Annotated in this window: 11 protein-coding genes; 7 read left to right on the top strand and 4 right to left on the bottom strand. The window is 69.6% G+C overall.

The window, feature by feature from the left end; all coding sequences use genetic code 11:
- Positions 1–25: 25 nt before the first annotated feature.
- Positions 26–1,462: an HNH endonuclease signature motif containing protein gene (locus RT2_RS18275; RefSeq protein WP_072846210.1), complete on the bottom strand. Its 1,437-nt coding sequence runs from the start codon at positions 1,460–1,462 to the stop codon at positions 26–28.
- Positions 1,463–1,823: 361 nt separating this feature from the next.
- Here RT2_RS18275 and ephH point away from each other — a divergent pair, with 361 nt between their 5' ends.
- On the top strand, positions 1,824–2,609 hold the full coding sequence (ephH, locus tag RT2_RS18270; RefSeq protein WP_245709311.1) for an epoxide hydrolase EphH: 786 nt from the start codon (positions 1,824–1,826) through the stop codon (positions 2,607–2,609).
- A gap of 11 nt (positions 2,610–2,620) precedes the next feature.
- Here ephH and RT2_RS18265 read toward each other — a convergent pair whose 3' ends face one another.
- The 3 genes from RT2_RS18265 to RT2_RS18255 all read right to left on the bottom strand — a co-directional run bounded on the left by RT2_RS18265 (position 2,621) and on the right by RT2_RS18255 (position 4,826).
- Positions 2,621–3,487, bottom strand: a complete 867-nt coding sequence (locus RT2_RS18265; RefSeq protein WP_371851182.1) for an O-methyltransferase — start codon at positions 3,485–3,487, stop codon at positions 2,621–2,623.
- 278 nt (positions 3,488–3,765) lie between these two features.
- Positions 3,766–4,341, bottom strand: coding sequence for a hypothetical protein (locus RT2_RS18260; protein ID WP_072846208.1), 576 nt, complete (start codon positions 4,339–4,341; stop codon positions 3,766–3,768).
- 77 nt (positions 4,342–4,418) lie between these two features.
- A complete protein-coding gene (locus RT2_RS18255) occupies positions 4,419–4,826 on the bottom strand; it encodes an NUDIX hydrolase (RefSeq protein WP_072846207.1) in 408 nt (135 codons plus the stop codon).
- 145 nt (positions 4,827–4,971) lie between these two features.
- Here RT2_RS18255 and RT2_RS18250 point away from each other — a divergent pair, with 145 nt between their 5' ends.
- The 6 genes from RT2_RS18250 to mnhG are packed head-to-tail and all read left to right on the top strand — an operon-like array spanning position 4,972 to position 11,323.
- Positions 4,972–7,830, top strand: coding sequence for a Na+/H+ antiporter subunit A (locus RT2_RS18250; protein ID WP_072846206.1), 2,859 nt, complete (start codon positions 4,972–4,974; stop codon positions 7,828–7,830).
- Positions 7,827–8,411 carry a Na(+)/H(+) antiporter subunit C gene (locus RT2_RS18245; protein WP_072846205.1) on the top strand — a complete coding sequence of 195 codons (585 nt, stop codon included), beginning with the start codon at positions 7,827–7,829 and terminating at the stop codon, positions 8,409–8,411. The genes RT2_RS18250 and RT2_RS18245 overlap by 4 nt, the downstream gene beginning before the upstream one ends.
- On the top strand, positions 8,408–10,066 hold the full coding sequence (locus RT2_RS18240) for a Na+/H+ antiporter subunit D (RefSeq protein WP_072846204.1): 1,659 nt from the start codon (positions 8,408–8,410) through the stop codon (positions 10,064–10,066). The genes RT2_RS18245 and RT2_RS18240 overlap by 4 nt, the downstream gene beginning before the upstream one ends.
- The gene (locus tag RT2_RS18235) at positions 10,063–10,695 is read left to right on the top strand and encodes a Na+/H+ antiporter subunit E (protein WP_083577464.1); all 633 of its coding nucleotides are present in this window, start codon (positions 10,063–10,065) and stop codon (positions 10,693–10,695) included. The genes RT2_RS18240 and RT2_RS18235 overlap by 4 nt, the downstream gene beginning before the upstream one ends.
- Positions 10,692–10,952, top strand: coding sequence for a monovalent cation/H+ antiporter complex subunit F (locus RT2_RS18230; protein WP_072846203.1), 261 nt, complete (start codon positions 10,692–10,694; stop codon positions 10,950–10,952). The genes RT2_RS18235 and RT2_RS18230 overlap by 4 nt, the downstream gene beginning before the upstream one ends.
- A complete protein-coding gene (mnhG, locus tag RT2_RS18225) occupies positions 10,949–11,323 on the top strand; it encodes a monovalent cation/H(+) antiporter subunit G (protein ID WP_072846202.1) in 375 nt (124 codons plus the stop codon). The genes RT2_RS18230 and mnhG overlap by 4 nt, the downstream gene beginning before the upstream one ends.
- Positions 11,324–11,342: the final 19 nt, after the last annotated feature.

The following is an 11,342-nucleotide window of genomic DNA, read 5'->3' as shown; positions in this document are numbered from 1 at the left end:
TGGTGAGTATTCAGGCTTGGCCTGGTCAGGATCCGTGGATTGCGCGCCGGTTGTGGGCCGGCCGTGGTCTTCGCAACGGGTCGACCCAGGCCGGCGGCGTGAACCACGGATGGCCGTCGTCGCCGATCTGCACGGCCCAGTGGTTCCTGTGGATGATCGTGTGGTGCTTCTTGCAGAGCAGCACCAGGTTCGACAGGGCGGTCGGGCCGCCCTTGGACCAGTGCTGGACATGATGGGCGTCGGTCCAGGCGGCGGGGCGGCCGCATCCGGGGAATGCGCAGCCGCAGTCCCGCGCCACCAGGGCTTTCCGGAGTTTCGGGGAGATGATGCGGGTGGTGCGACCGACGTCGAGGGGGTTGCCGCCCCGGTCGACGAAGATCGGGGTGACCTGGGCGTCGCAGGAGATGCGTGCGGCGACGGCCGCGGAGATCGGTCCGGCCCACGGCATGCTGGCGTGGCGGCGTCGGCGGTAGTGCCGCGGGGGCCTGACGTCGACGCAACCGCCGTAGCTCATTCTGCCTGTGGGTCCGGTTGCGTTGTCGGAGTGGTAGTCCCAGTCGCTTCCGGACCAGGCTCCGGTCGCGGGGGTGGGCGCCGTCGCGGCGACCGCGTCTCTCAAGGCGTCGACGTCGATGGTGACTGTGACGTGGGGTCGTTCGCCGCCCTCCATCGGTCCGCGTGCGTTGTCGAGGTGTCCGCGGATTATCTGTGCGAGGGCGTCGGCGCGGCGCTTGGCAGCGGTGCGAAGGTCGCGGATCGGGTGGCCATGCTCGTCGGTGCTCGGGTGCGGCTTCGACAGGCCGGACAGCGCGGTCTGGAGGGCTTCGCCGGTCTCGGCGTCGAAGCTGCCTGTCACGTGCACCCGACCGCCGAGGGTGGCGCTGGCGTGGAACTCGTTGAGTTCCGGGTTCTCTGCGTCGGACGGCAGGTCGTTGTCGCGTTCGAACAGGATCTCCAGTTCGCGGGCCCGGGTGCGCAACTGTGTGGGGTCTTCGACCTGGGCGGCGATGAGCAGGTAGGCCTCGCAGTCGTCTGGGCGTCCGGTCTCGGGGTCGGGATGATCCCAGTCCGTTTCGGCAGGTTCGATGTCGAAGTCGCGGGTGAGTTTCGCGAGCCTGTCGAGGAAGTTGACGATCACCTGGACGTGACCGAGCTCGATCCGTCCCTCGTTCAGCATGTCGGCCATCTGCGGGTGCAGGGGGAGTTCTCGGGAGAGGCGGACGATCTGCGATGCGTGGGCGCGGTGCATCCGGGTGGCGCCGGCGAGCCAGGCGGTGGTGTCCGCGGCGCCGGCGTGTTCGGGCAGGCATCTCCGGTCGGCCTCGTGCACGAGTCGGACGAGGAGTGCCTCGCGGGCGCGGATGTCCTGAACCAGCTCCGAGACCGCCGACGCGAGCTCGGTTTCGTCGAGTCGCCATGCCTCGACCCCGGCGGGGTCGGTGAGCATGGCGTCGAGTTTCATACACCAAATTCTACTCGCACGCACATTCGATCACAACGATGTTTCGCCTGGTTAAGCGCGTAGAAGGTGTGTGATCTCGCCTGATCGAACCACCAGAGACTGCCAGCGATCCACGCCCGGAACCCCGCAATGCTCGGAGATTCTGTCCCGCCGCGGGAAGCCCGCCGGGGTCGACGAGTCCTGCAAAGGTAAACCCGACCCCGACACCAAAGCGCCCAACGATCGCGACGGGTGACAACCGCCTCGAGCAACTCACCCTCCAGCCCTGGACACCTCGGGCCGCCTTTGTTACTACTGAGTAGCAAAGAGTCGGAAGGGGAGCTTGATGACATATGTGAACCGGGCTGGATCAGGTGAGCCCGTGCTGCTGCTGCACGGATTCACCTTGTCGCACCACGTATGGCACGCCGTCGTGGACAACCTCTCGACCGACTACGACGTTCTCGCAATGACCATGCCCGGCCACTGGGGTGGCCCTCGGCTACGGCTGCGCGACCTCGGGGTCCGCGGGATCGCCGACGGAATCGAACGTGAACTCGACAGGGTCGGCTGGAGCACCTGCCACATCGCAGGAAACTCACTGGGCGGCCAGGTCGGATTCGAACTCGAGCGCCGCGGCCGGGCGAAATCTCTCGCTGCGATCAACCCTGGTGGAGGCTGGAAACGGTTTTCCCACACCGAGTTTCGACTCGGGTTTGGATTCACCGCACAGTTCCCCCTCGCCGCTGCTGCCCGAGTTCTCGGCGATCGAGCCGCAACGCGCGAGATGTTTCAACGCCCGATCATCCGAAACTGCAGCAGGGACATGGCCGCCGTCGACCCCGACGACGCAGCGAACGTGGTCCGCGCGGCGTCGCACTGCCCCGTCTACCTGCCGATCCAATTGGCGTTCCTGCGCGACGGGCCACTCACGGGGCTCCACCTCGTCACCGCGCCGACATCGCTGATGCTGTCCGAGTTCGACACCTTCACCACCCGCGCCGAGTGCATGCAGCGACTGATCGACGAACTGCCCGACCACGTCGAAGAGGTCACCCTGCCGGGCGTCGGCCACATTCCGATGCTCGAGAACCCCGACGTCGTTGCCGACGCCCTGCGCGCCCACCTGACCAGGGCCACCCGTCGACAACCCCGGCAAGCATCCTGATCGGTGCGAGTTCAGGGTCGAGCCACACCGAGCAACGTCGACTCGAGCACCAGGTCCGGCAGCACCTTCTGGTACTCGACGTGCGTGCGGTGCTCGACGGTCCGCCACTTGCACCCCTCCTCGCCACGCATGTAGGCCAGGTAGTCGGGCGCGCCGGGCATCACCACATTGTCGGCCACCACCACCGACCCCGGGTGCAGCCAGCCCGCACTCTCGATCCGCAGCAGGTCCGGTAGGTAGGCCTCCTTGGCATGATCCAGGAAGACGAAATCCACACTGCCGGAGGAGAATCCGTGCTCGGACGCCAGCCGGTCCATGGTGACGCCGCCGTCACCGAGGGACCCCACCACCGAGGTGATCCGGTCGGCCACCCCCGCGACCTCCCAGATACGCTGCGCGACATCGGCATTCGCAGGGCTGGACTCGACCGAGTAGAGCCGGGCGCCGGGCGGCATCGCCCGGGCCGTACGCAGCGCACTGTAGCCGCAGTAGGTGCCCAGCTCGAGCAGTCGCAACGGCCGGGCCCGGCTGATCGCGTCGTCGAGCAGCAGCCCCTTCTCGTCGCCGACGTTCATCAGGAAGCTCTTGTGCCGGGCAAAGTCGTCGATCACCTCGATCACACCGTCCAGGTCACCGGGCCGAGCCACCTCGGCGACCCGCCGCGCCAACGCCTCCTCGCGGCCGTCACCGACCTGTCCCTCGCGGACCAGTCGACGCGAGCCGAGCAGGAAGCGGAGCACCGACCAGCGTAGGAACGGCACCGGTTTACCCGCCAACCGGTTCGCGACCACCGCGCCCCCGACGAACGCCGCCACGAACACCATCAGTGCCACCGCACGCTCGGGCACGCCGGCCGACCCGACCGTTCTGCGCATCATGCGCCCCACCCCTTCGGCCCCCGCACCGCGAACGCGCCGCCTCGCGCGCCGCGTGTCGTCCTCCCTGGATCCATCTTCGGCCGCGACGACCGCGCTGGCAACGCCTCAGCTTCCCGCCGGATGGCGCGGTGCCAACGGCGGCCTGCCCCGGGGTCATCGGACCCAGCGCGGCGGCACCCAGCCCCAGGACCGCACCCCGACGAACTGAACGCCGGGACACCCTGGGCGAGTTCATCCTCGAGAACCAACCCCCGGAAAAGGGTGTCGGCAGGGTCGAATCAGGTACCGAGCCGCGCCAGCAGGGCCCGGCCACGCGGGCTCAGCCGGTACCCCACCTCCAGGCTCTCGGTCAGACCCAGCTCCTTGAGTCGGCGGACCCGCTGCTTGAACGGCGCCCGCTCCATCCCCAGCGCAGGGGCCAGCTCGGTCGAGACCACCGCGGGCCGGTCCGCGATCAGCCTCAGCGTCGCCTCGGTCCACGGGCCGTGCGCGTCCAGCCGGTCGAGCCGGCGCCGCAGGTCCGCGACGTCCGCCTCCGACAGCGCGTCGTCCTCACGCAGCGCGAGTCTCGGGTCGGCGCCGTCGAAGCGCAGCGCGATCCGGTACAGCACGGGGCCGTGCGCCTTCTTGTCCACGAACACGAGCAGCCGCTCGGCGGACTCGAACCCGGCCGCCACCGCGTCCGCATCTGACACCGTGGCCGCATCGACCGGTTCCACCGCGTCGAACGCGACGACCCCGATCGCCGTCCGCTGGCTCGACCCGGCCCGCACCCGTGGCCGTTCCCACCGCCGGAAGGCGAGCGTCACCGTGCCGGACACGATGCCGTCGAGTGCCGCCGCGGTGAAGATCATCGTGACTCCCGTCGCTCCGCTCGCCCAGACATCCCCCGTCGCTCCGCTCGCCGAGACATCCCCCGTCGCCCAGCCGCTCAGTCCACCAGACCCAGCGACCGCAACCGCTCGAACACCAGTCGTGACCCCGGCGCCGACTCCGGCATCGCCGCGTACTCGTCGGTGGTGAAGTACCGCAGTTCCGCGATCTCACTCGTCGCCGCGGGCTCGTCGGTCAGGTCCGCGAGGTAACAGGTCATGTGCAGCCGGGTACCGGGCGGATGCCCGAACGCCTCGGCCTCGAAGACCCCGAGTTCCTCGAGCGTGCCCGCCACGATGCCCGCATCGAGTTCCTCGCGAATCTCCCTGTGCAGGGCCTGTTCCGGGCTCTCCCCGGGGTCGATCTTCCCGCCCGCCATGTAGAAGGCGGTCTTGCCGGACGACCGCGCCTGCAGCATCCGGCGATCCCTGATGTGGGCAAGCGCGACGGTCCTGATCTCGGCCATTTCCACACGGTACCGCCCGAATGTCGCGGCGATGCGCCTGCGAGCAACGACCGGCCATCCCCTAAACTGGACTCCGATCGCCCGGATACTCCTGGGCGTATCGACACCCCGCCGCCCCCCGCACGCAGACACGACGGAGTGCCTTTTGCTCGCTATCTTGTTCGCCCATGCAGTTGCCGCCGTTCTGGCGCCGCTTGTCGTGCGAGCAATGGGGCGAAACGCCTTCCTGCCGCTGTCGCTGGTGCCGCTGGCAAGCCTGGTCTGGGTGGTCCGGAACTGGGGCACCGAGCAGTCGCTGCACATCCAGTGGGCGCCCGGGTTGTCGATGGACATCGACATGCGCTTCGACTCCCTGGCCGCGATCATGGCGGCGCTGGTGCTCGGGATCGGCGCCCTGGTCCTGGTCTACTGCTCCCGGTACTTCACCGACGACGAACCACGTCTGGGCATCTTCGCCGCCGAGATGGTCGCGTTCGCGGGCGCCATGTTCGGCCTGGTCACCAGCGACAACATGCTGATCCTCTACACCTTCTGGGAACTGACGACGGTGCTCTCGTTCCTGCTGGTCGGCCACTACGCGGAACGCGCGTCGAGTCGCCGCGCCGCCACCCAGGCACTGCTTGTGACCACCGCGGGCGGCCTCGCGATGCTGGTCGGGTTCATCATCCTGGGTCAGGTCGGCGGCAGTTACCAGCTGTCCGTACTACTGGCGAACCCGCCGACCGGTTGGCTGACCAGCGTCGCGGTGGTGCTGGTCCTGGTGGGCGCGCTGTCCAAGTCGGCCATCGTCCCGATGCACTTCTGGCTGCCCGGCGCGATGGCCGCGCCCACCCCGGTCAGCGCCTACCTGCACGCCGCGGCGATGGTCAAGGCCGGCATCTACCTGGTCGCACGGCTGGCGCCGGGCTTCGCCGACTCCACCCCCTGGCGGGTCACGATCATCACGCTCGGACTGGCGTCGATGCTCCTCGGCGGCTGGCGCGCGTTGCGCGCGTTCGACCTGAAACTGATCCTGGCCTTCGGCACCGTCAGCCAACTCGGATTCCTGATGGTCCTGGTGGGCACAGGCAGCCGGGACGCCGCCCTGGCCGGCATGACCATGATGGTCGCGCACGCGATGTTCAAGGCGGCGCTGTTCATGGTGGTCGGCGTCATCGACCACACCACCGGGACCCGCGACCTGCGCAAGCTCGCGCGGCTCGGCGCCCAGGCCCCGGCGCTCTGCGCGATCGCGGTGCTGGCCGCCGCCAGCATGGCCGGGCTACCGCCGCTGCTCGGGTTCGTCGGTAAGGAGGCCGCGCTCGACGCGATCGCCACCACCGCCGCGCTCAGTCCCCCGGTGCGGACCCTGGTGCTGACCGGCATCGTGCTCGGGTCGATCCTCACCGTCACCTACAGCATCCGGTTCGTCTGGGGCGCGTTCGGACGCAAGCAGCTCCGCCGTCCCAGCCCGGCGGTCGCGGACATGCACCGGGCGGATCCCCTGTTCCTGGCGGTGCCCGCCCTGCTCGCCGTCGCGGGCCTCGCCGCCGGCCTCGCATCCCCGCTGATGGACCGGCTGCTGACCCCGTACTCGACGACGCTGCCCGCCGGTCCGGACGGCGACTACCACCTGGCGCTGTGGCACGGGTTCGGGCAGGCGCTGTGGCTGACCGTGCTCATCGTCCTTTCCGGCGCCGGCCTCTTCCTGATGCACCGCCGGGTCAGCCGACTGCGCTTCGAACGGTCCCTGCTCGGCAACGCGGACCGGATGTACGACGCCACCCTGCGCGGCATGGACACCCTCTCGATCCGGCTGACCGGCACCACCCAGCGCGGTTCGCTGCCGCTGACCCAGGCCAGCATCCTCGTCACCCTGGTACTGCTGCCGACCATCCTGCTGGCCGTGCACAGCGACGGTGGCGTCCGGCTGCGGCTGTGGGACTCCCCGCTGCAGCTGGCGGTCGGGCTGATGATGATCGCCGCCGCGATCACCGCGACGGTGATGCGCAACCGGCTCGCCAGCGTGATCCTGGTCGGCCTCGGCGGCTACGGCTGCGGCGTCCTGTTCGCCCTGCACGGCGCGCCCGACCTGGCCCTGACCCAGTTCCTGGTGGAGACGCTGACGCTGGTGATCTTCGTGCTGGTGATGCGCAAACTGCCCGCCGAGATCGACGAGCGGCAGTCCGTCGGGTTCAAGTTGCCGCGGGCCCTGCTGGGCGTCGCGGTGGGCGCGACGGTGACGGTGATCGGCGCGTTCGCGATGAACGCCCGCTCCACCACGCCGATCTACCTGCAGCTGCCCGACGCGGCGTACCACCTGGGCAACGGCAAGAACGTGGTGAACGTGCTCCTCGTGGACATCCGCGCCTGGGACACCCTGGGCGAGATCTGCGTGCTGCTGGTTGCCGCCACCGGCGTCGCGTCGCTGGTGTTCCGCAACCGCCGGTTCGGCATCGCGCCGCGGGTCGCGGACGCGCCCAACCCGGACGCCGGCTCCGGACCGGAGACCACCTGGCTTCGCGGCGGCGACCTGATCGACCCGCGGCACCGTTCGCTGGTCCTCGAGGTCACCACCCGGCTGATCTTCCCGACGATGATGGTGCTGTCGGTGTACTTCTTCTTCTCCGGCCACAACGCGCCGGGCGGCGGCTTCGCGGGCGGGCTGACCGCGGGCCTGGCCCTGGTGCTGCGCTACCTCGCGGGCGGCCGCTACGAACTCGGCGAGACCGTCCCCATCGACGCGGGCAAGATCCTGGGCCTCGGCCTGATCCTGTCCGCGGGCACCGCGCTGACCTCACTGTTCCTCGGCGCGCCCGCGCTGTCCTCGGCGACCCTGGAGGTCACGCTGCCGCTGATCGGCCACATCAAGCTGGTGACCGCGCTGTTCTTCGACCTCGGCGTGTACCTGATCGTGGTCGGGCTGGTGCTCGACGTGCTGCGCAGTCTCGGCGCCCGACTGGACGCCGAGGGCGCAGCAGAGCCCGCGAGGCGACTCGACAGCGCGGAGGTGACCTTCCGGTGACCGCGAACTTCGGACTGCTCCTGGTGGTCGGCGTACTCGTCGCGTGCGGGGTGTACCTGCTGCTGGAGCGCAGCATCACCCGGATGCTGCTGGGTCTGCTGCTGTTCGGCAACGGCGTCAACCTGTTGATCCTGGTGGTCGGCGGCCCGCCCGGCAGCGCGCCGATCGTCGGCCGCGGCAACGCCGTCTACGACACCATGGCCGACCCGCTGGCCCAGGGCATGATCCTGACCGCGATCGTCATCACCATGGGCATCGCCGCCTTCGTGATGGCGCTGGCCTACCGCTCCTACAAGATCAACACCAAGGACGCCGTCGAGAACGACCCCGAGGACACCAAGGTCATCCGGCGCCGCAGCCCGGCCGAGGCCCCCGACCGCGACCGCTCCGACGACCCGCTCACCGGCGACTCCACCTTCCGCGGCGACGCCTTCGACGACAAGGGCAACCCCATCCCCCTCGACCAACTCACCAACCTGGAAGACCTGGAGGTCTACGAGGACCTGCGCGAGGGCGACTTCGACGAGTTCGACGCCGACGGCGACAGTCCGGTCCGGACCCCGGGCGGTGACCGCCGATGACGTTGCCCGCGGACCTGGTCCAGACCCTCACCCCGCTGCCGGTGCTGATCCCGATGCTCGCCGCCGCGATCACGCTGATCGGCGGGCGCCGGCCCCGGTTCCAGCGCGTCGTGACGATGGCCGCGCTGGTCGCGGTGCTCGTCGTCTCCGTGCTGCTGCTGTACCTGGCCGACCGCGACGGCATCTCGGCGCTGCAGGTCGGCGGCTGGGACTCCCCCATCGGCATCACCCTGGTGGTGGACCGGCTCTCCGCGATCATGCTGGTGGTCTCGAGCATCGTGCTGCTCGCCGTGATGGGCTTCGCCGCCGGACAGGGCGTGCACGACGGCACCGAACGCCAACCGGTGTCGATCTTCCTGCCCACCTACCTGGCCCTGACCGCGGGCGTGTGCAACGCCTTCCTCGCCGGAGACCTGTTCAACCTGTACGTCGGGTTCGAGGTGCTGCTGGCCGCGTCGTTCGTGCTGCTGACGCTCGGCGCCAGTGCCGACCGGGTGCGCGCCGGGGTCTCGTACGTGATGGTCTCGATGGTCTCGTCGCTGATCTTCCTGGTGGGGATCGCCTTCGCGTACGCCGCCACCGGCACCCTGAACCTGGCGCAGATGGCAACCCGGCTCGACGGCGTCCCGACCGGCACCCGGATGGCGATCTTCGGGGTGCTGCTGGTCGCGTTCGGCATCAAGGCCGCGGTGTTCCCGCTGTCGACCTGGCTGCCCGACTCCTACCCGACCGCGCCGGCCCCGGTCACCGCGGTGTTCGCGGGCCTGCTCACCAAGGTCGGCGTGTACGCGATCATCCGGGCGCACACCCTGCTGTTCCCGCAGGGCGACCTGGACAACGTGCTGATGGTCTGCGGACTGCTGACCATGCTGGTCGGCATCCTCGGCGCCATCGCGCAGACCGACATCAAGCGACTGCTGTCGTTCACGCTGGTCAGCCACATCGGCTACATGGTGTTCGGCATCGCGCTCTCGACCGAGCACGGCCTGTCCGGGGCCGTGTACTACGTGGCGCACCACATCATCGTGCAGACCACCCTGTTCCTGGTGGTCGGCCTGATCGAGCGGCAGGCCGGCTCGGCCTCGCTGCGCCGACTCGGCGGGCTCGCCGCGGCCAGCCCGGTGCTTGCGCTCGTCTTCCTGGTGCCGGCGTTGAACCTGGCCGGGATCCCGCCGTTCTCCGGTTTCATCGGCAAGGTGGCGCTGCTGCAGGCCGGCGTCGCCCACCCGAGCGCCCTGTCCTGGATCCTGGTCGGCGGCGGCACGGTGACCAGCCTGCTCACCCTGTACGTCATCGCGCGGGTGTGGACGAAGGCCTTCTGGCGGGCCCGCGCCGACGCACCGGAGGGCGACCTCGCCGACGTCGGACCGTCCGCGCTGATCGACGAGTCCGAGGAGGACATCGCGTTCGGTGACCGGGCCGACGTCGGGAAGATGCCGGTGCTGATGCTGATCCCGACCATCGCCCTGGTGGCCGTGGGGCTGTCGCTGACCGTGTTCGCCGGGCCGTTCATCGAGATCACCAACCGGACGGCCACGGACCTGCAGGACCGCTCGATCTACATCGACGCCGTGCTCGGCCCCGGATACGCCGAGCAGGCGACCGCGCTCGAAACCTCCCCGCCCGGCGAGCAACCGGAAGGGGGCATCCGATGAGCCGCGGCGCGCTGATGCAGGTCGGCATCCTCGCGTGGCTGACGGTGGTCTGGATCCTGCTGTGGGGCAACCTCAGCGTCGCGAACGTCCTCGGCGGCCTCGCGGTGGGCGCGACGATCATGCTGCTGCTGCCGCTGCCGCGGGTACCGGTCGAGGGACGGGTACGTCCGCTCTCGGTGCTCAAGCTCGCCGGTCTGGGCGTGTACTACGCCGCGCAGTCCAGCGCGCAGGTCGCGTGGCTGGCCGTCCGACCGGGTCCGCCGCCGCTGACCGGGGTGCTGCGGTGCCGACTGTCCATCAAGTCCGACCTGGTCCTCACCCTGTGTATCGACCTGCTCAACCTGATCCCGGGCACCATGGTGCTCGAGGTCGACCAGAGCCGGCGGATGGTCTACGTGCACGTGCTGGACGTAAGTACCGACCGGGCCGTCGAGCAGTTCTACCGGACGGTGCGTCAGCTCGAGCGGCTGTTCATCGAAGCGTTCGAGCGCGACTCCGACTGGCAGCCGAGCACCTGGCACGACCAGGACGAGGACGACGGACGCCACGAGCAGGACCTCCTGGACGACGGGCCCCCCGAACATGACGGCCCCGACGGGACCACGACCAGCGGAAAGGACCGGCCATGACGATCGTGTTGGTGATCGCCGGGGTGATGTTGACCGTCGCCGCACTCCTCACCACCTACCGACTGCTGGCCGGGCCGTCCACCCTCGACCGCCTGGTCGCGATGGACACGCTGGTCGCGGCGGCCACCTGCGGGCTGGCCGTGTGGGCCGCCTACACCCTCGACACCACGGTGGTGCCCGCGATCGTGGCGCTGTCGCTGGTGGGCTTCGTGGGCTCGGTCAGCGTGGCCCGATTCCGGGTGCGTGACGACCAGTGAGCGCCGTGTGGGACGTCCTGGCCGCGACCGCGATACTGCTCGGTGCGCTGCTGGCGATGACGGCGGCGGTCGGGATCGTCCGCTTCCCCGACACGCTCTCGCGCATGCACGCCGCGGCCAAACCACAGGTCGTCGGGATGGTGCTGGTGCTGGTCGGTGCCGTGATCCGACTGCGTGGCAACGTCGACATCTGGATGCTGGTGCTGGTCGGCGTGTTCACCCTCCTCACCGCGCCGGTGATCGCGCATGTCGTCGGCCGCGTCGCCTACCGGGAACAGCGCGGCCGGGAGGGCCTCGAGATCCTCGGCGACCTGGAGCACCGACACAACCGCGAACGCCCCGACACCGAACGCCCCGGGCCCCGCCTGTAGCTTCCCGGACCAGCTTCCC

It is taken from the genome of Rhodococcus tukisamuensis NBRC 100609 (assembly GCF_001894985.1).
In the GTDB taxonomy this organism is placed as follows: Bacteria; Actinomycetota; Actinomycetes; order Mycobacteriales; family Mycobacteriaceae; genus Rhodococcus_G; species Rhodococcus_G tukisamuensis.
This window is presented reverse-complemented; position numbering and strand designations above follow the sequence as displayed.

Excerpts from the sequence above, each read along its gene's own strand:
- RT2_RS18275 (WP_072846210.1), bottom strand. The coding sequence starts at position 1,462 with ATGAAACTCGACGCCATGCTCACCGACCCCGCCGGGGTCGAGGCATGG.
- RT2_RS18265 (WP_371851182.1), bottom strand. The coding sequence starts at position 3,487 with ATGATGCGCAGAACGGTCGGGTCGGCCGGCGTGCCCGAGCGTGCGGTG.
- RT2_RS18260 (WP_072846208.1), bottom strand. The coding sequence starts at position 4,341 with ATGATCTTCACCGCGGCGGCACTCGACGGCATCGTGTCCGGCACGGTG.
- RT2_RS18255 (WP_072846207.1), bottom strand. The coding sequence starts at position 4,826 with ATGGCCGAGATCAGGACCGTCGCGCTTGCCCACATCAGGGATCGCCGG.
- RT2_RS18240 (WP_072846204.1), top strand. The coding sequence starts at position 8,408 with ATGACGTTGCCCGCGGACCTGGTCCAGACCCTCACCCCGCTGCCGGTG.
- RT2_RS18235 (WP_083577464.1), top strand. The coding sequence starts at position 10,063 with ATGAGCCGCGGCGCGCTGATGCAGGTCGGCATCCTCGCGTGGCTGACG.
- RT2_RS18230 (WP_072846203.1), top strand. The coding sequence starts at position 10,692 with ATGACGATCGTGTTGGTGATCGCCGGGGTGATGTTGACCGTCGCCGCA.